General features: G+C 59.2%; 19 protein-coding genes. 6 read left to right on the top strand and 13 right to left on the bottom strand.

Going from position 1 to position 20,173, the window contains the following annotated elements:
* Positions 1 to 118: 118 nt before the first annotated feature.
* From recC to rppH, 9 genes are all read right to left on the bottom strand, one after another.
* Positions 119 to 3,481, bottom strand: a complete 3,363-nt coding sequence (recC, locus tag ACK5JN_RS03825; RefSeq protein WP_416868940.1) for an exodeoxyribonuclease V subunit gamma — start codon at positions 3,479 to 3,481, stop codon at positions 119 to 121.
* Between the two features lie 12 nt (positions 3,482 to 3,493).
* Positions 3,494 to 3,814 carry a prepilin-type N-terminal cleavage/methylation domain-containing protein gene (locus ACK5JN_RS03820; protein ID WP_416868939.1) on the bottom strand — a complete coding sequence of 107 codons (321 nt, stop codon included), beginning with the start codon at positions 3,812 to 3,814 and terminating at the stop codon, positions 3,494 to 3,496.
* Positions 3,799 to 4,203: a DUF2509 family protein gene (locus tag ACK5JN_RS03815; protein ID WP_416868938.1), complete on the bottom strand. Its 405-nt coding sequence runs from the start codon at positions 4,201 to 4,203 to the stop codon at positions 3,799 to 3,801. Before ACK5JN_RS03815 ends, ACK5JN_RS03820 begins: the two co-directional genes overlap by 16 nt.
* A complete protein-coding gene (locus tag ACK5JN_RS03810; protein ID WP_416868937.1) occupies positions 4,200 to 4,754 on the bottom strand; it encodes a prepilin peptidase-dependent protein in 555 nt (184 codons plus the stop codon). The genes ACK5JN_RS03815 and ACK5JN_RS03810 overlap by 4 nt, the downstream gene beginning before the upstream one ends.
* The gene (locus ACK5JN_RS03805; RefSeq protein ID WP_416868936.1) at positions 4,748 to 5,206 is read right to left on the bottom strand and encodes a prepilin peptidase-dependent protein; all 459 of its coding nucleotides are present in this window, start codon (positions 5,204 to 5,206) and stop codon (positions 4,748 to 4,750) included. Before ACK5JN_RS03805 ends, ACK5JN_RS03810 begins: the two co-directional genes overlap by 7 nt.
* Positions 5,207 to 5,377: 171 nt before the next feature.
* Positions 5,378 to 6,172 carry a thymidylate synthase gene (gene thyA, locus ACK5JN_RS03800; RefSeq protein WP_416868935.1) on the bottom strand — a complete coding sequence of 265 codons (795 nt, stop codon included), beginning with the start codon at positions 6,170 to 6,172 and terminating at the stop codon, positions 5,378 to 5,380.
* Between the two features lie 6 nt (positions 6,173 to 6,178).
* Positions 6,179 to 7,051: a prolipoprotein diacylglyceryl transferase gene (gene lgt, locus ACK5JN_RS03795; protein WP_416868934.1), complete on the bottom strand. Its 873-nt coding sequence runs from the start codon at positions 7,049 to 7,051 to the stop codon at positions 6,179 to 6,181.
* Between the two features lie 247 nt (positions 7,052 to 7,298).
* On the bottom strand, positions 7,299 to 9,545 hold the full coding sequence (ptsP, locus tag ACK5JN_RS03790; protein WP_416868933.1) for a phosphoenolpyruvate--protein phosphotransferase: 2,247 nt from the start codon (positions 9,543 to 9,545) through the stop codon (positions 7,299 to 7,301).
* 12 nt (positions 9,546 to 9,557) lie between these two features.
* Positions 9,558 to 10,088, bottom strand: a complete 531-nt coding sequence (rppH, locus tag ACK5JN_RS03785; protein ID WP_035893962.1) for an RNA pyrophosphohydrolase — start codon at positions 10,086 to 10,088, stop codon at positions 9,558 to 9,560.
* A 441-nt stretch (positions 10,089 to 10,529) separates the two neighbouring features.
* Here rppH and ACK5JN_RS03780 point away from each other — a divergent pair, with 441 nt between their 5' ends.
* The 5 genes from ACK5JN_RS03780 (at position 10,530) to ACK5JN_RS03760 (ending at position 13,812) form a co-directional block, all read left to right on the top strand.
* The gene (locus tag ACK5JN_RS03780) at positions 10,530 to 10,676 is read left to right on the top strand and encodes a hypothetical protein (protein ID WP_416868989.1); all 147 of its coding nucleotides are present in this window, start codon (positions 10,530 to 10,532) and stop codon (positions 10,674 to 10,676) included.
* A gap of 95 nt (positions 10,677 to 10,771) precedes the next feature.
* Positions 10,772 to 11,467, top strand: a complete 696-nt coding sequence (mutH, locus tag ACK5JN_RS03775) for a DNA mismatch repair endonuclease MutH (RefSeq protein ID WP_416868932.1) — start codon at positions 10,772 to 10,774, stop codon at positions 11,465 to 11,467.
* 120 nt (positions 11,468 to 11,587) lie between these two features.
* Complete coding sequence (locus tag ACK5JN_RS03770) at positions 11,588 to 12,301, top strand: TerC family protein (protein ID WP_065358153.1); 714 nt, start codon at positions 11,588 to 11,590, stop codon at positions 12,299 to 12,301.
* Positions 12,302 to 12,424: 123 nt separating this feature from the next.
* Positions 12,425 to 12,643 carry a YgdI/YgdR family lipoprotein gene (locus ACK5JN_RS03765; RefSeq protein WP_097162008.1) on the top strand — a complete coding sequence of 73 codons (219 nt, stop codon included), beginning with the start codon at positions 12,425 to 12,427 and terminating at the stop codon, positions 12,641 to 12,643.
* A gap of 128 nt (positions 12,644 to 12,771) precedes the next feature.
* Positions 12,772 to 13,812 carry an NADP(H)-dependent aldo-keto reductase gene (locus ACK5JN_RS03760; RefSeq protein WP_416868931.1) on the top strand — a complete coding sequence of 347 codons (1,041 nt, stop codon included), beginning with the start codon at positions 12,772 to 12,774 and terminating at the stop codon, positions 13,810 to 13,812.
* Between the two features lie 134 nt (positions 13,813 to 13,946).
* On the opposite strand, the gene lplT is transcribed toward ACK5JN_RS03760, so the two are convergent.
* Both lplT and aas read right to left on the bottom strand, forming a co-directional pair.
* Positions 13,947 to 15,140 (bottom strand): lysophospholipid transporter LplT, encoded by a 1,194-nt coding sequence (gene lplT / locus ACK5JN_RS03755; protein WP_416868930.1) that lies wholly within the window; start codon positions 15,138 to 15,140, stop codon positions 13,947 to 13,949.
* Positions 15,133 to 17,292 (bottom strand): bifunctional acyl-ACP--phospholipid O-acyltransferase/long-chain-fatty-acid--ACP ligase, encoded by a 2,160-nt coding sequence (gene aas, locus ACK5JN_RS03750; protein WP_416868929.1) that lies wholly within the window; start codon positions 17,290 to 17,292, stop codon positions 15,133 to 15,135. The genes lplT and aas overlap by 8 nt, the downstream gene beginning before the upstream one ends.
* A gap of 617 nt (positions 17,293 to 17,909) precedes the next feature.
* Between aas and galR the strand changes: the two genes are divergently transcribed.
* Positions 17,910 to 18,926: an HTH-type transcriptional regulator GalR gene (gene galR / locus ACK5JN_RS03745; protein WP_416868928.1), complete on the top strand. Its 1,017-nt coding sequence runs from the start codon at positions 17,910 to 17,912 to the stop codon at positions 18,924 to 18,926.
* Here galR and ACK5JN_RS03740 read toward each other — a convergent pair.
* Both ACK5JN_RS03740 and ACK5JN_RS03735 read right to left on the bottom strand, forming a co-directional pair.
* Positions 18,887 to 19,366 carry a GNAT family N-acetyltransferase gene (locus ACK5JN_RS03740; protein WP_416868927.1) on the bottom strand — a complete coding sequence of 160 codons (480 nt, stop codon included), beginning with the start codon at positions 19,364 to 19,366 and terminating at the stop codon, positions 18,887 to 18,889. The genes galR and ACK5JN_RS03740 overlap by 40 nt on opposite strands.
* Positions 19,363 to 20,136, bottom strand: a complete 774-nt coding sequence (locus ACK5JN_RS03735) for a GntR family transcriptional regulator (RefSeq protein WP_064542956.1) — start codon at positions 20,134 to 20,136, stop codon at positions 19,363 to 19,365. The genes ACK5JN_RS03740 and ACK5JN_RS03735 overlap by 4 nt, the downstream gene beginning before the upstream one ends.
* Positions 20,137 to 20,173: the final 37 nt, after the last annotated feature.

The following is a 20,173-nucleotide window of genomic DNA, read 5'->3' as shown; positions in this document are numbered from 1 at the left end:
GTGCGGGCAGTTCTCAGCGCAGACACCCGGTCTGACTGCTGCCACTCATCGGTCCGTGACGCGCTGCGCATAGTAAATGAACAACTCGGATTGCGCAATTTTTATACAACAACTGCGGCTAATGAAAACGAAATAGCGGCAGCAGATACGGCGTCGTTTGTTCGATAATCGCTTCGTACTGCGCGGGCTCCAGGGTGCGCCACAGGCGCTGATACCAGACATCGGCCCCTTCGCCGCTCACCACCATATTGCCTTCATAGGCCTGCATAAATTTGCTGCGTGCTTTTTGCTGCGTTTCCTCGTCTCTTAAGATGGCACCCTTTTCGGCATCGTAACAGGCTTTTATCCATGCCCCCCCGCTTTCTGGTAAGAACAGCAGCGGTTGGCGCATGCCCTCGCGGTAACCGGCTACCAGCTGCGACAGATACGCTTTCGCTTCATCCGCCGCTAACGGTGGGAAGTACCACTCGCCCTCTTTACGCAGCAACAGCCGGCTTTCGCCGCTGCCGCCGCTAGCACAATAGACAAGGTGTTCCAGCCAAAGTTGCATTCCTTGTGCCACGCTAAGCAAAGATGGCCGCCAGCGCAACAGTCCATTCTCCTGAACCTGCGGTAACCATCCGGTTATGTTAACCCCGTCGCAATCAAGGTCTATTTCAATGCTCTTCCCTTCCCGCCGGTATTCGATAACCCGGCTAGCCAGCGCGGCCATTTCCTGACGCTGCGCCTCCCAGGCAATTTCGCCAAACGGCCCGTAAGGCAACTCCCCCGCCGCACGATAGCGGCGGTACATGGCCTCCGGCGTCTGCTCTTCAATCAGCGTATTCAGCAGCTGCTGGTTAAGCTGATAACGGGTCAGCCCTTCAAGAGTAAACGGCTCGGTGTCGGGAATGTCGCTCTCTTCGCTACGGAAATTCACCTGGAGACGCATCTGGAAAAAAGCGCGAACCGGATGCCGCCAGAAACGCTGGAGCTGCTCCAGCGGCAGCGTCGTCAGCTCGATGGGGTCCAGCGGCTGAATAAATTCACCGTGCGCTTCGCCCTGACGACTCGCCGCCGCCAGCCACTCCTGGGCGTAGCTTTGGCGTTCATCCCGCTGATAGTTTTCCGCGTCGAACGGCATACGGCTATGCAGGTGCATAATGTGATTTTTTACCCGTCGTTCGCTTTCATCGCAGTTCAGCGCTTCATCGCCTTCCAGGCAGTGGCTCTGGCCGATATAGTCCAGCAGCTCCTGCACCAGCACCGACGGGTAGCGCTCGCTGTTATCCTGAATTGAGCGGCCGATATAGCTGATATACAGCGATTTTTCTGCCGACATCATCGCTTCAAGGAACAGGTAGCGGTCATCATCGCGGCGGCTACGATCGCCGCGTACCGGTTTCTGGCTCATCAGGTCAAAGCCCAGCGGCGCCAGCGCGCGCGGATAAATACCGTCGTTCATCCCCAGCAGACACACCACTTTGAACGGAATGGAACGCATCGGCATCAGAGTACAAATGTTGATTGGCCCCGCCAGGAAGCGCTGGCTGATACGCTCCTGATCGAGGCGCTGCGCCAGCTCGTCGCGCAGCAGCGACAGCGGCACCTCTCCGGCGTATTGCGACTGCACGCCCTGAGCGATAATCGCCTGCCACTGCTGTTCAATCAGCGTCAACGCCGCTTCGGTATCCTGGTCCGGCAGGAAGAAGTCGTTCAGCATCTCGCGGCACACCGGCAGCCACTCTTCCAGCGAGCGCCCCTGCGTCAGCACCTGACGCCAGCGGTTAAGCTGCATCAGCAGTGAGGCCAGATGCCCCACCAGTTCGGCAATAAGGCCGCTGGATTCGTCATAGGGCAGCACGTCCAGCCACTCGCCCTGGCTGCTTTCCATCGCGTAGCCCAGCAGCATGCGCGTCAGACCAAAGCGCCAGGTGTGCTGACCGGTTGCCGGGAGATCCAGCTCGCGCACGTTGTCGTCGTCCATGCCCCAGCGCACGCCGGATTCACTCACCCACTGGCGCAGGTGCTGTAAACCTGCTTCATCAATGCTGAAGCGCGCGGCCAACACCGGTACGTCGAGCAATGCCAGCACGTCTTCGCTGGTAAAACGGCTATCCGGTAAGGAGAGCAGCGTAATAAACGCCTGCATCGCCGGGTGCGCCTGACGGGCACGGCGGTCGGAAATGGCGTAGGGCAGATAGCGCTCGCCGGTGGCGCTGCCGAACACCGCCTGAATAAACGGGCTGTAGCTGTCGATATCCGCCACCATCACGATGATATCGCGCGGCGTCAGCGTTGGGTCTGCTTCCAGCATCGCCAGCAGGCGGTCGTGCAGCACTTCCACCTCGCGCTGCGGGCTGTGGCAAACGTGGACCGTCAGGCTACGGTCATCGTGCGCCAGCGGGCGTTTGTTGCCGCTCCAGGCAAACTCTTCGGCGGTGCGCCCGGCCACGGCGGAGTTTTTCAGCTCCAGCACATCGTACTGCAGGTTGTGCAGCAGGTTGTCCGGCTCGATATCGACGAACGCATCCAGCTCCTGATAGCGCTCCAGCCCCGCCAGCAGGTAGATGTAATCGCGCCCCAGTTTGCCCCAGGAAGCCAGCATTGGGTTGCCGACGTCCTGCTCGCCGTCGTCATTAAATAGCCCCGGCGCGCTATTGGCGTCCTGAAAAAGCGGCAGTTCACGCTGCTCGCGGTAGTGCCGACGCTGACGCGCCATCAGGCGCGCGAGGAACGCCGGGTCTTTAATATCGCCCCAGTAATAGCGACACGGGTTGGTGAACAGCACGTAGATATCCACGTGCTTGCCCAGCGCCTGCAGCGCGTGCAGATACACCGGCGGCAGCGCGGAAATGCCGCAGATAAACACCCGCGACGGAAGCCCGGCGGGCTTCTCGCTGCTGTTTTCCAGCGTGTCGATAAAGCGCTGGTAGAGGTTGGCACGATGCCACTGCGGCTGCCCCAGCGCCGCGGTGTGTTCGACCAGCGCTTTCCACAGCGGCGCCTGCCACTGCTGCGCTTCGCCGACGCCGTCGACAAGCACCCCGGCTTCCCATTGCGTCAGCCACTGCGGGCGGTAAACCAGATACTGGTCATACAGGTCGGCCACGCGCGACGCCAGCTGGAACAGCTTGCGTTTATCGGCGTCGTCAGTCAGATAGTGACGCAGCGGGGTAAAGGCGTCGTCGTCGAGCATCCCCGGCAGTAGCGTCATCAGCTTCCAGCTCATGCTCTGCTTATTAAAGGCGCTCTCGCCGGGGATCTCAGGCAACACGCGGGTAAACATATCCCAGATAAAGCTCGCGGGCAGCGGGAAGTCGATATTCGCCGCGATACCAAAGCGCTGGGAGAGCGTCATCTGCAGCCACTGCGCCATGCCGGTACTCTGCACGAGGATCATTTCAGGCTCGAAGGGGTCAGCCAGCCGGTCCTGCTCAACGATGAATTCCATTAACGCTTCCAGCACGTCCAGACGGTTGGAGTGGTAGACCCTTAACATATTCGCTCCTGACTACTGACTGACCGGGCAATGCAGGCGCGTCAACCGCCCTTGCCTGCCCATGGGGGTGGTAATAGTAGCATTGATGCTGACACAACGTTGTGACGATGTCTGTACCCGCTGGCTGTTCCAGCCCGCCGGCAGCGCCGCGGCCTGCTGCTGCGTTTGCCCCCAGGCGTAGCGCCACATCTGCCGATACTGCTGAAGCTGAGCGCCCCCGGTCGCCAGCGCGCGGTAGTAGCCGCCCAGCGCCGTGATGACCATCACCATTAACAGCATCGCCAGCATCACCTCCGGCAGGCTAAACCCGCGGGTTTTCAGGGCATTCTGCATAGCGCCGCCTCCTTTAAGGGGCAAAAATCACTCCAGCCGTGGGCGGAGAACCGTAGGCTGCCTGCTGCCCAGCGCCCGGATTGCCACAGCGAAAAGTCGCCGCTCTGCGCGATTAACAGCAGCGTACCGTCGGTAAAGAGCCGCAGGCAAACGCGAGCGGCAGCGTTATAGGCCATACACTGCGTTCCCGCTTCCACCGTCCATGCCTGATGCTTTCCCCACTGCAACGCCGAATGCACCTGCGCCGTGCGCTGGAGCGCCTGGCTTTCATCGTTGATCATCGCCAGCAGTTGGCGCTGCGCCTGGTTCAGCCCCTGTAACATCAGGCTGCCCAGCACCAGCAGCATCAGCACCATAGCCAGCGATGAAGCGCCGCGCTCGGCGTTCACTGGTTGTATCCCGTTACGCCGTACTGCGCCGAAACCGTGCCTCCGCGCGCGCCGGATGCCGACAGCGCAACGGTCATCTCCGGCGGGAAGCCGCTTCGTGAGCGACGTTCCACGTGAAAATCGGTCACCGTGAGCAAGGCAGGGTCGGTCATTTTATCCCACCCTTTCCCTTCACAGGTGGCGGCACCGCGCAGCGTCTCCAGCACGCCGGAGCGCAGGCGAAAGCCGATGCTGTCGGCCTCATCGACAGGCGACGTTTGCCACACGCCGTTGCTGTCGCCATCCCAGCGGGCAATGATGCACTGCCCCTGCTGCGCAATTTGCAGCGCCTCGCTGCCGCAATTGTCATCAGCGCAGTATCCCGCACGCTGCAAATGCTTCGCGACCGTCAACAGCCGCTGCCAGACTTCCTCCTCCAGCGTTTGCTGCTGCATTTGCGCGAGGACACCGCGCTGCAGCGCGGGCAGAAAGCGTGACGCGCCAAGCAGCAGTACGCTGCCGATCGCCATGGCGATAAGCACTTCCAGCAATGAGAAACCTCGCATCAGCATGTCGCCCCCTGACACAGGCGAATTCGCCCCCAGCTGGAAATGACCACCGTCCAGCTCCCCGCGCCGCTTGAGACCATCAGGCTGCCCGCCCATGCGGTATTGCGCAGACCAAAAAAGGTCAGGTTCGGCGTGATTTTGCTCAGCGACACCTCGGCCCACGGCGGCCTGAAAATGGCCGGGTTACCCGCCGGGCAGCCCGCCAGCACCGTATCGTCCGCCGTCAGACACCAGCCCTGCGCTTCCCGGTTAACCCGCAGCCGCCGGTCGCGATTGTGCCAGTTGGCGTCGTTGCGCAGATAGAGCAGATAGTCGCGCAGCGCGCTGGCGGTTTGCCACAGCCGCTGCTCCTGCTGCCAGCTTCGCCAGCCGTAAAGCCCCGACGCGCTGAGGATAACCACCAGCGTCACGGCGACTAACGTTTCAATAAGGGTGTAGCCCTGTTCTCTGTTCATGGCGGCAGTGTCCTGCGTTGATGATCGGAGTGCGAGCGGAGGTTGCGCGTTTTACGTGGCGCGACGAGAGAATATTTACGGTTTGCAGTTCGTTGCAAAAAAACGGGAAGCGGCTTTCAGAGAATAAAAAAAACGGCGCTGTTATCAGCGCCGTTTTTCACATCAGAGAGCTTAGATCGCCACCGGCGCTTTGATACCCGGGTGCGGGTCATAGCCTTCGATTTCGAAGTCTTCAAAGCGGTAGTCGAAAATCGACGCCGGTTTGCGTTTGATCACCAGCTTCGGCAGCGCGCGCGGTTCGCGGGTGAGCTGCAGCGCGGTCTGTTCCATGTGGTTGCTGTACAGATGGGTGTCGCCGCCGGTCCAGACGAAATCGCCCACTTCGAGGTCGCACTGCTGCGCCATCATATGCACCAGCAGCGCGTAGCTGGCAATGTTGAACGGCAGGCCGAGGAACACGTCGCAGGAGCGCTGGTAGAGCTGGCAGGAGAGCTTGCCGTCCGCCACGTAGAACTGGAAGAAGGCGTGGCACGGGGCCAGCGCCATTTTGTCCAGCTCGCCAACGTTCCACGCAGAAACGATGATCCGGCGCGAGTCCGGGTCGTTTTTCAGCTGGTTCATCACGGTGGTGATCTGGTCGATATGACGGCCATCCGGCGTCGGCCAGGCGCGCCACTGCTTGCCGTAGACCGGGCCAAGGTTGCCGTTCTCATCGGCCCACTCATCCCAGATGCTGACGTTATTTTCGTGCAGATAGGCCACGTTGGTGTCGCCCTGCAGGAACCACAGCAGTTCGTGGATAATGGAGCGCAGATGGCAGCGCTTGGTGGTCACCAGCGGAAAACCGTCTTGCAGGTTAAAGCGCATCTGGTGGCCAAAAATAGAGACCGTGCCGGTGCCGGTGCGGTCGTTTTTCTGGGTGCCCTCATCGAGCACCTTCTGCATCAGTTCGAGATACTGTTTCATGCTTCCTCAGGAGATCTGTTTCTGCGGACGGCGAAACGCCCAGACCATCATAATGATACCCGCAAGCACCATCGGAATCGAAAGAATCTGCCCCATGCTGATGTACTGCACCCACTCGCCGGTGAACTGCGCATCCGGCTGGCGGAAGAGTTCGCAGATGATGCGGAACATACCGTAGCCAATCAGGAACAGGCCGGAAACCGACCCCGTCGGACGCGGTTTGCGGATAAACCAGTTCAGAATCAGGAACAGCACCACGCCTTCCAGCGCCATCTCGTACAGCTGAGACGCGTGACGCGGCAGCGAGCCGTAGGTATCGAACAGCGTTTGCCATTCCGGGTGCGACGGCAGCAGCGCCAGGTCTTCCGCGCGGGAGCCCGGGAACAGCATGGTGTAGTGGAAGCTCGGGTCGACGCGGCCCCACAGTTCGCCGTTGATAAAGTTACCCAGGCGACCGCAGCCAAGGCCGAACGGAATCAGCGGCGCGATGAAGTCGGAGACCTGGAAGAAGGTACGCTTGGTGCGTCTGGCGAAGATAATCATCACCACGATGACGCCGATCAGACCGCCGTGGAAGGACATTCCCCCGTCCCAGACGCGGAACAGATACAGCGGGTCCTGCAGGAACGAGTCGAAGTTGTAGAACATCACGTAGCCGATGCGCCCGCCGAGGAACACCCCGAGGAAGCCCGCGTACAGCAGGTTCTCAACTTCGTTTTTCGTCCAGCCGCTGTTCGGGCGATTCGCGCGGCGCGTCGCCAGCCACATGGCAAAGATAAAGCCCACCAGGTACATCATGCCGTACCAATGCAGGGAGACCGGTCCGATGGAGAAAATTACCGGATCAAAGTCCGGGAAACGCAGATAACCACTATTCATCTGTCACCACAAATGCTTGTTATTCCGCCGAAAGTGGACAGCGGTAGAGATGCGCGCCGTAGGCATCAGGCGCTCCAAAGGTGCGAATGATAGCATAAGGGGGCTGAGAGGTGATGCGAGGAAGATGTAAAAGATATGTATAAACGGGCAGTTGGCGTAGCCCGGGCGAGGCGTTAAGCCGCCCCCCGGGGCTGCATGGTGCGAATCCCGGCGTCGCTACGCTCGGCCGGGCTACCGGTAAGTCGGCCTACAGGCCGCCGCGAATCAGGCCGCCGAGGCCGCGACGCTCCATAAACGACGCCACCTGGTGGCGCACTTCGGTGGCCATCTGCGCTTCAAGGCTGCGCTGGGCAAGAGTTTGCGCGTCTGCAAGATCGATATTGCGCAGCAGGTACTTCACGCGCGGCACCGAGCGGCCGTTCATTGACAGATGGCGGAAACCGAGGCCAACCAGGATGGTGACGCACATCGGGTCGCCCGCCATTTCGCCGCACAGACGTAAATCGATGCCGTAGCGCTCCGCTTCCTGCACAATCATCGACAGCACGCGAATCATGCCCGGATGCAGACTATCGTAGATGCTGGCGACGCGGGTGTTGTTGCGGTCCACCGCCAGCACGTACTGAGTCAGGTCGTTGGTGCCTACCGAGATAAAGTCGATACGATTGACCAGGTGCGGCAGCATAAAGACCATCGACGGCACTTCGAGCATGATGCCAACGCGCGGTTTCGGAATGGCGTAGCCGATCATCTCTTCCACTTCCCGGCCGGCACGGTCGATCAGACGGCGCGCTTCATCCACCTCTTCCAGGCTGGTGACCATCGGCAGCAAAATGCTCAGGTTGCCGGTCGCCGCGTTGGCGCGCAGCATCGCGCGCACCTGCACGAGGAAGATTTCCGGCTGGTCGAGCGTAATGCGGATCCCGCGCCAGCCGAGGCACGGGTTCTCTTCGCTGATCGGCATATACGGCAGCTGTTTATCCGCCCCGACGTCCAGCGTACGCAACGTCACCGGCTTGTCGTTGAACATTTGTAGCATGCCCTGATACTGCGCCACCTGCTCTTCTTCCGACGGGAAACCGCTTTGCAGCATAAACGGTATTTCGGTGCGGTACAGGCCAATGCCGTCGATGCGGCGGCCCAGCTTCTGTTCGTGCTCCGGGCTGAGGCCCGCGTTGAGCATTACTTTCACCCGCTCGCCGCTTTTCAGCTCCGCCGGGCGTTCGACGTCCCCTTCCGCCAGGCGGCTGAGTTCGTTCTCTTCGCTAATAAGGCGCTGATACTCTTGCAGCAGGATCGGTTCAGGATCCACCAGCAGTTCACCACGATAGCCATCCACCACCAGCGTGCGCCCGTGGAGGATCGACGGCTGGATATCGGCGCCCATCACCGTCGGGATCCCCAGCGCGCGCACCATGATCGCCGCGTGGGAGTTGGCGGCGCCGTCGCGCACCACCACGCCCGCCAGGCGATCCTGCGGGACTTCCGCGAGCGTGGCGGCGGAGAGTTCATCCGCCACCAGCACAAAGCGCGGCGGCCAGGCGTTGGCCCCCTGCGTGGTGTCATCAAGGTGGAACAGCAGACGCTGCCCCAACGCGCGCAGATCGCCTGCGCGCTCTTTCAGGTAGCCGTCGCTGAGCGCGGCAAACTGTTCGGCAAACTTTTCAATAACCGTTTTGACCGCCCATTCGGCCACCGAGCCATTATCCACCGCGGCAAACAGCGCGCGGCGCAGGCTGGCGTCAGAAAGCAGGTGCGAATAGAGGTCAAAAATCGCCGCCGTCTCTTTTTGCGCCCCGGCAGCATAGCGCTTGCTGTAGCGGCGGAATTCGTTCGCCGCCTCTTCCAGCGCGCCGGTTAAGCGTTCGCGCTCAAGCTGGGTATCCAGCGATGACGCCTCATATACCTGCTCCATCAGCGGCAGGGTGGCGTCCATCCAGCCTTCGGCAATCGCCACCCCCGGCGAGGCCGGCAGCGCGCGAATACGCGTCTGGCGATACTGGCCAAACAGCGCCGTCAGCTGAGACTGCGAGAGGATCGCCGCCATCTGGGTGGCGAGCGTCACCAGGAATGACTCTTCGCTTTCGTCGTACTGCCTTAGCTCGCGCTGCTGCACCACCAGCACGCCCAGCAGCTGGCGACGCTGAATGATCGGCACGCCAAGAAACGCGCGAAAGCGCTCTTCTTTCACTGAGGGGATGTATTTGTAGCTAGGGTGTTTTTGCGCGTCGGCAAGGTTGATGGGCTCGGCCAGGCGGCCAACCAGCCCGACGATCCCTTCATCGAAGGCGAGCGTAATGGTGCGACCGCGCGGTTTTTTCAGGCCGCGGGTCGCCATCAGATAGAAGCAGCGTCGATCGTTGTCGGCAAGATAGACGGAACAGACCTCGGTCTCCATGGCCAGGCAGACGTCGGTGACCAGAATATCCAGCGCCTCGTTCAGACGAGGCGCGCTCGCGACCTTCTCAACAATTTCGCGTAAGCGCGTGAGCATAATATGCGTGGCTTAACCTCTTTTACGTCGATAAGCAGGCGCGCTTTGCGGTTTTGGCGCGCTCTCCGCAAGCGCCATCACTACGCTGGCGAACTCTTTCATCACCCGGCGGTAGACGTCGCGTTTAAACGACACGACCTGACGCACCGGATACCAGTAACTCACCCAGCGCCAGCCGTCGAACTCCGGCGTGCTGCTGGTTTGCATATTGATATCCGCGTCATTGCCAATCAACTGCAAGAGAAACCACTTTTGTTTCTGGCCGATACAAACCGGCTTTGTGTCCCAACGCACCAAACGTTTAGGCAACTTGTAACGCAACCAGTTTCGGGTCGAAGCGAGGATCCGTACATCCTTACGGCTTAATCCAACTTCTTCGAACAGCTCCCGATACATCGCCTGTTCTGCTGTCTCACCGGGGTTTATGCCCCCTTGCGGGAATTGCCAGGAGTGCTGACCATAGCGTCGGGCCCACATAACCTGGCCCTGACGATTGCAAATTACAATACCAACATTTGGGCGGTAGCCATCGTCATCAATCACCGGACTACCTCAAAATAAGCTTCAATGTGAATGATTGTTTCACACTCGCTGGAAACGGTAAACCACTCTATTACAGCGCGACCATCTAATAACATTTGAATAACTCACAGTAATCATCAGAGTTATAAACAGCAGACCGCGCTCGTCAGCGATTTTATTCACTTTTTCTGTGGATAGAGTTGTGAAGAAGTACGGAATTACCCAGGGAAAACCCAGAGTACTCTGAATAATCGCACGCAACCGCCCCACAGTAAAACGCTATTTTTCATTAAGTTATTATCGTTAATCTTGATGCATTAGCGCATAACGTGATGATCATCACATAGGCGATCCTCCAATTGATGAAAGATCGAACAATGTCGGTTTTATCCACAGATAGTGCCAACATCTTAGACATCTTTTGTGCGAAAATTCGATTTTCGTCGCACGTCAAGGCTGTAAATTGAAACAGTAGTGGGGCTTTTCCCCAGTTATCCCATTTTTCTGTGGATAACATGGTGTAAGATCCTGTTCATTGTCAGTGACCAGATTTGGAAAACCTTTTTTCCTCGCGTTTTTATGGCGAAAAAAATCTTAAAAAACCCATGATAATCATCACGTTGGTATATTTACCCAGAAAAAGTTAAACTCTATCCACACCCGGTACAATTGTCGTTCATTTTTTCACCACAAGGCGCTTTATCATGTCTACGCTCGCCCCGCTCCCGGAATCGCCGAAAACCCAGGCCGAACTGCTCGCGCAGGCCCAGCGTCTGGCGGGCTATTCGCTGGGCGAACTGGCGGCGATGGCGGGTATCGTCGCACCGAAGGATTTGAAGCGCGATAAAGGCTGGATTGGCCTGCTGCTGGAGATTTGGCTCGGCGCCAGCGCCGGCAGCAAGCCGGAGCAGGATTTCGCCGCGCTGGGGGTCGAGCTGAAAACCATCCCCATTGACCGCCAGGGGCGGCCGCTAGAGACCACCTTCGTCTGCGTTGCGCCGCTCACCGGGAATTCGGGCGTCACCTGGGAGAACAGCCATGTGCGCCACAAGCTCAAGCGGGTGTTGTGGATCCCGGTTGAAGGAGAGCGCGCCATCCCGCTTGCCGAACGCCGCGTTGGTGCGCCGCTGCTGTGGACGCCGAGTCCGGAAGAAGAGCATCAGCTTCAGATGGACTGGGAAGAACTGATGGATCTGATCGTGCTGGGCCAGGTCGAGCGCATTACCGCTCGCCACGGCGAAGTGCTACAGCTACGGCCGAAGGCGGCCAATAGTAAAGCGTTAACCGAGGCTATCGGCGCGCGCGGTGAACCGATTATGACGCTGCCGCGCGGTTTTTATCTCAAGAAGAACTTCACCGCCGCCCTGCTGGCGCGCCACTTTATGCTGCAAGCGCATTAATTTTTTTGTCCTGCCGCGCAGCGGGATTATACTCCTCGTGCGGCTGGCGGCAGGACTGCCCCACCGCATCAACAAAGTATACCTATTGACGTTTTCGCTTTTTTTGGCAGGACTTATCTAATGTTATTTGCATGGATCACCGACCCTAACGCCTGGCTTGCGCTTGGTACGCTGACGCTGCTGGAGATCGTTCTGGGGATCGATAATATTATTTTTCTCTCTCTGGTTGTGGCGAAACTTCCCACCGCACAGCGTGCCCACGCCCGTCGTTTAGGGCTGATGGGGGCAATGGTGATGCGTCTGGGGCTGCTGGCCTCCATCGCCTGGGTGGTGAAGCTCACCAACCCGCTGTTCACCGTGTTCGATCAGGCCATCTCGCTGCGCGATATTATCCTGCTGCTGGGCGGGCTGTTCCTTATCTGGAAAGCCAGTAAAGAGATCCACGAGTCGATTGAAGGCGATGAAGAAGGCCTGAAAACGAACGTGCATTCGTTCCTCGGCGCCATCGTGCAGATTATGCTGCTGGATATAATCTTCAGCCTCGACTCGGTCATTACCGCCGTGGGCCTCTCTGACCATCTGTTTATCATGATGGCGGCGGTGGTGATTGCGGTGGGCGTGATGATGTTTGCCGCGCGCTCGATCGGCGAGTTTGTCGATCGCCACCCGTCGGTGAAAATGCTGGCGCTGTCGTTCCTGATTCTGGTCGGCTTTACGCTGATCCTCGAGAGCTTCGACGTGCACGTACCAAAAGGCTACATTTACTTTGCCATGTTCTTCTCGATTGCGGTGGAAAGCCTCAATCTGCTGAGAAACAAAAAAAATCCGCTCTAATCTGTCGTCTATGGCCCTCTTTTGAGGGCCATGTCTGATTTTTTTAAGATTTTCCTGCTTTATGCTAGCCCTGAAGTCGGTTATTACTAGACTATAAAGAGTGCGGCGATGAAGGGGATGACAATGACAAAATGGGCAGTATTGATTTCCGCAGTAGGTTTAGCCTTTGCAGTTTCCGGCTGTAGCAGCGATTACGTCATGGCGACCAAAGATGGCCGGATGATTCTCACCGACGGAAAACCAGAAGTCGACGACGACACCGGGCTTATCAGCTACGAAGATCAGCAGGGCAACAGAATGCAGATCAATCGCGACGACGTCTCACAGATTATCAAACGCTAAAGACAGAGAGGTCAGCCGCTTGCTGGCCTTTTTTCATTTTCTGCTTTCCCTTTTTCCTCCCCTCTGCCATTTTTATATTCCTTTGTCGGGACTCTTTCCCGACGTTGTTGATAAAAGGAAGCCGGCTTATGCAGTACCACCGTATCCCCCACAGCTCGCTTGAGATAAGCACCCTTGGGCTTGGCACAATGACGTTTGGTGAACAGAACAGCGAAGCCGACGCCCATGCACAGCTCGATTACGCCGTGAGCCAGGGCATTAACCTGATTGACGTCGCGGAGATGTATCCCGTGCCGCCGCGCCCAGAAACCCAGGGCCTGACCGAGACCTACGTCGGCAACTGGCTGGCGAAGCGCGGCAACCGAGAAAAGCTGATTATCGCCTCGAAGGTCAGCGGCCCGTCACGCAACAATGACAACGCCATTCGCCCGAATCAGGCGCTGGACCGTAAAAACATCCGCGAGGCGCTGCACAACAGCCTGACGCGCCTGCAAACCGACTATCTCGATCTCTACCAGGTGCACTGGCCGCAGCGCCCGACCAACTGCTTCGGCAAGCTGGGCTACACCTGGGCCGACTCCGCGCCGGTAGTGACGCTGCTGGAAACGCTGGAGGCCCTCGCCGAGTATCAGCGCGCCGGTAAGATTCGCTATATCGGCGTCTCTAACGAAACCGCGTTTGGCGTGATGCGCTATCTGCACCTGGCGGACAAACACGACCTGCCGCGCATCGTCACCATTCAGAACCCGTACAGCCTGGTTAACCGCAGCTACGAAGTGGCGCTTTCCGAAGTGAGCCAGTTTGAAGGCGTTGAGCTGCTGGCCTATTCCTGCCTGGCGTTCGGCACACTCACCGGTAAGTACTTGAACGGCGCCAAACCGGCGGGGGCGCGCAACACGCTGTTCAGCCGCTTTACCCGCTACAGCGGCGAGCAGACGCAGAAGGCGGTCGCCGCCTATGTGGAGATTGCCAAACGCCATAACCTCGATCCGGCGCAGATGGCGCTGGCGTTCGTTCGCCGCCAGCCGTTTGTCGCCAGCACGCTATTGGGCGCAACCACCCTGGAGCAGCTGAAAACTAACGTGGAAAGCCTGCATCTGGAGCTGAACGAAGAGGTGTTAGCAGAGATTGAAGCGGTGCATCAGGTCTATACCTACCCGGCACCGTAAAATAATGTAGGCCAGATAAGGCGGTTACGCCGCCATCCGGCAAGGTGCCGCATCGTGCCTGATGGCGCTTACGCTTATCCGGCCTACAATGAATAGCCGTAGCCCGGCCAAGCGTAAGCGCCGCCGGGTTCACATCAGCGGCGCTTACCCCACAGCCACAGCACGATAATCGCCAGCGCAAACAGCACGCCGAAGCCCACGCCGACGCCCACCACCGGAATATTCACCGCCACCGCCAGCGAGTACAGCCCCAGCATCAGCAGCATGGCGCTGTTTTCACCGAGGTTTTGCACCGCAATCGCGTTGCCCGAGCCCACGGTGTGCTTACCGCGATCCTGCAACAGCGCATTCAGCGGCACGATAAAGAAGCCGCCGCAGATACCAATAATCAACAGCAGTACATAGGCCGGGAGAATGGCGCTTTGCAGGGCGAAAACCGCCACCACCACGCCAATCAGCACCCCGGCAGGCATGCAGCGCGCCGCCGTTTCCAGCGTCACCAGCTTCGCTGCCGCCCCGGCACCGACCACAATACCCACCGCCACCATCGCGTTCAGGTAGGTCGGCGTGGCGTTATCGTTAAGGCCCAGCGCCACCGGCACCCACAGCACCAGCAGGAAACGCAGCGTCACGCCCGCGCCCCAGAACAGGCTGGTGCCAAGCAGTGAGAAGCGGGTTTCGCCGTTATGCCACAGCACCCTGCAGGCGTTGAAGAAGCTGTAGGTCATCGGGCGGAATCGCCAGGACTGGCCCGGACGCGCCGCCGGCAGCTTCGGAATAAAGATATTCGCCACCACCGCGCCGCCGTAGACCAGCGCGCAGAGCACCAGCGCGCCGACCACGCTCCAGTCGGCCATCACGCCGCCCGCGACCGAGCCGATCAGAATCGCGGCAATGGTCGACGCTTCCATCAGGCCGTTGGCCTTCACCAGCTTATCGCCGGTGGTGATCTCCCCAAGAATGCCGTACTTCGCCGGCGAGTAGGCCGCCGCGCCGATACCCACCAGCGTATAGCCGATAAACGGATTCAGCCCCACACAGATCGTCGCCGCGCCGAGCAGCTTCAGACCGTTGGCAAACATCATCACCCGGCCTTTACCGAAGCTGTCCGCCACCTGGCCGACGAACGGCGCAAAAACAATGTAAGCGCCCACAAACACCATCTGCAGCACCGGCTGGCTCCAGTCGGGGTAGAACTGCTGCTTCATCAGCGCCAGCGTGGCAAACAGCAGCGCGTTGTCGCCGAAGGCCGAGAGGAACTGGGCGGCAATTACCGCCATCATCCCCTTCGACCAGATAGAGGTGTTAGTGTGTACTGACTCACTCATGTGGCTGTTCCGTCTCTGCAACCATACTCTTAAGGGTGACGAAATCCGGTTTACCGCTGCCGAGCAGCGGCAGCTGTTTCAGCCAGCGAATGTCGCGAGGCACCGCCAGCTCCGGTACGCCATGGGCCCGCGCATGCTGCAACAGCTTGTCGCGGGTCAGTTCATTATCGGTGGTAAACAGTACCAGCGCCTCGCCTTTGCTGGCGTCGGTTTTCACCGCCGTGGCGTGCATCTTCTCAGGCGATACGCCCAGCGCCAGCTGTTCAACCGTTTCCAGCGAGACCATCTCCCCGGCAATTTTGGCAAAGCGCTTCGCACGCCCCTGAATCTGCACGTAGCCCTGCGCATCAAAAGCGACGATATCACCGGTGTCGTACCAGCCGGTTTCCAGCTCGCCGTGCGGGTTCTCCGCCGTCGGCGCTTCCAGCACGCCGGGGTTTTCAACGCGCAGGTAGCCGCACATCACGTTCGGCCCTTTCACCTGCAGGCGACCGCCCTCTTCAATGCCCGGCACGGCCAGCAGCCTCGCGTCCATACCCGGCAGAATGCGCCCTACCGTGCCCGGCTTCGCCGCCATCGGCACGTTAATCGAGACCACCGGCGCGCATTCGGTCACGCCGTAACCTTCCAGAATGCGCAGGCCAAACTTGTCCTGCCACAGTTCTTTAGTGCTCTGCTGCAGCTTTTCCGCCCCGGCCACGACGTAGCGTAGACGATAGAAATCGTACGGGTTGGCGAATCGCGCGTAGTGGCCTAAAAACGTTGAGGTGCCGAACAGCACGGTACAGTTACGGTCATACACCAGCTCCGGCACCATGCGGTAGTGCAGCGGGCTGGGATAGAGGAAGACTTCCGCGCCGGTCAGCAGCGGCGTGAACAGCCCGACCGTCAGGCCAAACGAATGGAACAGCGGTAGCGCCGACATAAAGCGGTCGTTAGCGGTAAAGTCGGCGATGGTTTTAATCTGCTCGACGTTGGCCAGAATACTTTTATGGCTGTGTACCACCCCTTTCGGATGGCCTTCCGAACCGGAGGTAAACAGGATGATCGCCGGGTCTTCCGGCTTCTGCGCCACCTGCGCCAGGCGCGGCATCAGCACGCGGGAGAAGATCCACAGCTTATCGACGGGGGTCACGTCGCCTTTTAAATCTTCAAGGAATACCCAGCGCACCAGGGGGAGCTGCTCGGTCAGGTGCCAGAGTTTGCCTTTATCCAGGAAGGTGCGGGAGGTGAAAATCGTGCCAATTTGCGCGGCGGTAATGGCGCTCGATAGCCCCTTCACCCCGGCGGTATAGTTCATCATCGCCGGAATACGCCCCCGGGCGATAGCGCCGAAGATCACCGCCGCGCTGATACCGGCGTTGGGCAGCATCAGACCGATCTTTTCGCCCTTCCGGCTGTATTTTTCGAGGATACGCGCGACAAACAGCGTTTTGGTCAGCAGCTTACGGTAGCTGTCCGGCTGGAAGTTGATGTCTTCCACGCACGGTTTTTTCTCGCCGTAACGGTGCATGGCCGTCAGCAGCGATTCGTACAGCGTTTCGCGCGGGCGGACTGCCATGCGGGCTTCCATCATAATCTGATGCAGCATTTCACCGGCGATACGACGACGCTCGCGGGCGCGCGGCGCTTCCGGCATTGGCAGCGTGGTCGGCGGCAGCAGGTGCAGTTGAATGCGCGGGAACAGGCGGCGCTTCACCAGCCCTTTCAGGCGGCTGAAATAGCTCAGCTCGGCCCCTTCAATGCGCACCGGAATAATCGTCGCCCCGGACTTCGCCGCCACAAAGGCCGCGCCGTCGTAGATTTTCATAAGTGAACCGGAAACCGAAATGCGCCCTTCCGGGAAAATCACCACCGGGCGGCCCTGTTCAATCAGGCGCACCAGATGTTTGATAGACATAGGTTTTGTCGGGTCGAGCGGCACAAAATCGATGATCGGCGCCAGCCAGCGCATAAACCATTTTTGCGAAATTGAGGTGTAGACGGCGAAAACCGGACGAACCGGGAGAAACAGCGCCAGCAGAATGCCGTCGATAAACGAGACGTGGTTGGGCGTAATCAGCACTTTGGGCTGGCTGAGCGCCTCGGTGCTACCGGTCATCCGTACCCTGAATAACACCCTGAAAAGCTGTCGGAAGAAACAGAGAAGCATACCAACTCCTTTTGCCGTAGTTTTGTCTTTGCAAAGGGTACACGAGAAAACTGAGGAAAAGCAGCAGACGGGCGGATTGAGGCAAAAAAAAACCTGCGCTTCTGCGCAGGTCGGTGTAAGTGATGCGTACGCAAAGCGTACTTTGAAACATTCACCAATCAATACCTCTGGGACCGTTATTGTCTCCCCGCCGCCGGTGGGCAGCCAGCCTAAAAGCGCAAGAGAATGAGCGGAAATGCAACGAGGTATTGCGATTATGGGGAACTGTAACAGGTTAACGTCAGGCAAAAAAAACCTGCGCATCTGCGCAGGTTGGTGTAATCAAGTGGTCAACCTTGTGGGGCGACTTCACCTATCAATACCTCTGGGATAGCCAGATTAGCAACTCGCGTAACGCGTTCTCCAGCAGACATTCGCAACAGCGTTTCGCAAAGTGTAAGCAAACGTTTGAATGTTCCCGTTTGGTTGCAAAAGAACGGGGTAACGCTGCCACAAAGGGGCACGGGCGCATCAATATTGTGCCGTCCGCCACAGAGTCAGCCTTGAATCGCACCGGGATTTCCGTAACACTGTTATGGTGTAAGCGTTTACCCATCGAATCTTCTTTAAGGCATATTATGGCGACAATTAAAGATGTGGCCCGGATGGCAGGCGTCTCTGTCGCCACCGTTTCCCGCGTCATCAACAACTCTCCAAAAGCCAGCGATGCCTCGCGTCAGGCCGTTAACTCCGCCATGGAGACCCTCAACTACCATCCGAACGCTAACGCCCGCGCGCTGGCGCAGCAGTCGACGGAGACCGTCGGCCTGGTCGTTGGCGACGTGTCCGATCCCTTTTTTGGCGCCATGGTTAAAGCCGTGGAGCAGGTCGCTTACCACACCGGCAACTTTTTGCTGATTGGCAACGGCTACCATAATGAAATGAAAGAACGCCAGGCCATCGAGCAGTTGATTCGCCACCGCTGCGCGGCGCTGGTAGTGCATGCCAAGCTGATTCCCGATGCGGAACTGGCAGATTTAATGAAGCAGATCCCCGGTATGGTGCTGATCAACCGCATTCTGCCCGGTTTTGAAAAACGCTGCGTGGCGCTGGATGACCGTTACGGTGCCTGGCTGGCAACCCGCCATCTGATTCAGCAAGGGCATACGCGGATTGCCTATATCTGCTCTAACCACGCCATTTCGGATGCGGAAGACCGCCTGGCGGGCTATTACGACGCGCTGAAAGAGCACGGTCTGCCGTGCAACGACCGGCTGGTCACCTTCGCCGAGCCGGATGAGAGCGGCGGCGAGCTGGCGATGACCGAACTGCTCGGCCGCGGTAAACAGTTCACCGCCGTGGCCTGCTACAACGACTCGATGGCGGCGGGGGCGATGGGCGTGCTGAACGATAACGGCATTGAAGTGCCACAGGCTATTTCGCTGATTGGTTTCGATGACGTGCTGGTTTCGCGCTACGTGCGCCCACGCTTAACGACCATCCGCTACCCGATTGTCACCATGGCTACCCAGGCCGCCGAGCTGGCGCTGGCGCTGGCCGACAACCAGCCGCTGCCGGATATCACCCACCTGTTCAGCCCGACGCTGGTGCGCCGTCACTCGGTGAGCGTACCGGCGGAAGAGGTTAAATCGTAACGATAAAGATGGACGGTGGTGTCCGGGTAATCCAGGGCATCGCCGATATACTGCCAGCCAAAGCGTTCGTAAAAATCCCGACAGGCCGAATAGAGGTGCAGCTGCGTAAACCCCTGCCGGGCGGCGAAGGCCATAACGTGCCGCTGAAGCTGGCCCGCCAGGCCATGGCCGCGCGCCTCTGGGGTGACGTACAGCGCCGCCAGCCGCGGCCACAGATCCTGACGGCTGATTAAATCGCAGCGCCACAGCCCCACCGTTCCCACCACCTTATCGCCCTCAACGGCAATAAAGGTGAGCGGCAGCGCATCGGGGCGCTGACTGTGTTCGATGATGCTGGCAAAAAACGCGCGCGGCAGGCCGTCGCCGCCAAAGGCTTGCCACAGCCAGTCGGTCACCTGCTCCGCGTGCTGCGGGCGGGCGTGCAGCGGCAGGATAGTCACATGAGTTTTCCCTGGAAGATGGGCACCGACTCAAACAGATAGCCGTCGAAATCCGGCGCGTCTTCGTCAGACAGCTCCATCAGGCTATTTTTGACGTTTTCCAGATGCTGCCACATCGCCTGCCAGGCCCCCATCACATCGCGGCGGCGCAGAGCGGCGAGAATGGTCTGCCGGTCGCCGAGCCACTTCAGCCGGTAGGTGCGGCTGGCAATGTGGGCGTTGAACTGCTGCCACAGCGGGCTGCTGTCCATCTGGATCCACACGCGTTCAATGGTAGCCAGCAGCATCTGGTTCTGCGTCGCCCCCGCCAGCACCAGGTGAAACAGGCGGCCGTTGTCCTGGCTGGTATCGTTGAGCGCAATTGCCCGCTGCTCTTGCTCGATAATCTGCTTGAGGTTGTCGATATCTGCGCGGGTCGCCATCTTCGCGGCAAAGGCGGCGATGTTGCTCTCCAGCAGCTGGCGCGCCTGAAGAATTTCAAACGGCCCGACATCGCTGCTCAGCATCTGCTCCTCCTCGCCGTCGCTCTCCTGCGGAATGCGCATCACGTACACCCCGGAGCCCTGGCGAATATCCACCGTGCCCTGAAGCTCCAGCATCAGCAGCGCCTCTCGCACGATGGTGCGGCTGACGCCGTAGGTTTCGGCGATATTGCGTTCTGGCGGCAGACGCGACCCGACGGGATAGCGGCCCTGCATAATCTGAGCGCGCAAATCATCGCCAATCTCCTGATAGGGTTTCTTTTCCGGCGGGACGGTAGCCTTCTCCACTATTTCACCTGTACGTTATGCCAAGACCGGCGCTATC

This window comes from Kluyvera sp. (assembly GCF_047971185.1).
Lineage (GTDB): Bacteria > Pseudomonadota > Gammaproteobacteria > Enterobacterales > Enterobacteriaceae > Kluyvera.
This window is presented reverse-complemented; position numbering and strand designations above follow the sequence as displayed.

Bases quoted from the DNA above. Each gene is read 5' to 3' on its own strand.
- aas (WP_416868929.1), bottom strand. From the start codon at position 17,292: ATGCTTCTCTGTTTCTTCCGACAGCTTTTCAGGGTGTTATTCAGGGTA.
- galR (WP_416868928.1), top strand. From the start codon at position 17,910: ATGGCGACAATTAAAGATGTGGCCCGGATGGCAGGCGTCTCTGTCGCC.
- mutH (WP_416868932.1), top strand. From the start codon at position 10,772: ATGTCTACGCTCGCCCCGCTCCCGGAATCGCCGAAAACCCAGGCCGAA.
- thyA (WP_416868935.1), bottom strand. From the start codon at position 6,172: ATGAAACAGTATCTCGAACTGATGCAGAAGGTGCTCGATGAGGGCACC.
- ACK5JN_RS03805 (WP_416868936.1), bottom strand. From the start codon at position 5,206: ATGAACAGAGAACAGGGCTACACCCTTATTGAAACGTTAGTCGCCGTG.
- recC (WP_416868940.1), bottom strand. From the start codon at position 3,481: ATGTTAAGGGTCTACCACTCCAACCGTCTGGACGTGCTGGAAGCGTTA.
- lplT (WP_416868930.1), bottom strand. From the start codon at position 15,140: ATGAGTGAGTCAGTACACACTAACACCTCTATCTGGTCGAAGGGGATG.
- ACK5JN_RS03765 (WP_097162008.1), top strand. From the start codon at position 12,425: ATGACAAAATGGGCAGTATTGATTTCCGCAGTAGGTTTAGCCTTTGCA.
- ACK5JN_RS03810 (WP_416868937.1), bottom strand. From the start codon at position 4,754: ATGCTGATGCGAGGTTTCTCATTGCTGGAAGTGCTTATCGCCATGGCG.
- ACK5JN_RS03820 (WP_416868939.1), bottom strand. From the start codon at position 3,814: ATGCAGAATGCCCTGAAAACCCGCGGGTTTAGCCTGCCGGAGGTGATG.
- ACK5JN_RS03760 (WP_416868931.1), top strand. From the start codon at position 12,772: ATGCAGTACCACCGTATCCCCCACAGCTCGCTTGAGATAAGCACCCTT.
- lgt (WP_416868934.1), bottom strand. From the start codon at position 7,051: ATGAATAGTGGTTATCTGCGTTTCCCGGACTTTGATCCGGTAATTTTC.
- ACK5JN_RS03770 (WP_065358153.1), top strand. From the start codon at position 11,588: ATGTTATTTGCATGGATCACCGACCCTAACGCCTGGCTTGCGCTTGGT.
- ptsP (WP_416868933.1), bottom strand. From the start codon at position 9,545: ATGCTCACGCGCTTACGCGAAATTGTTGAGAAGGTCGCGAGCGCGCCT.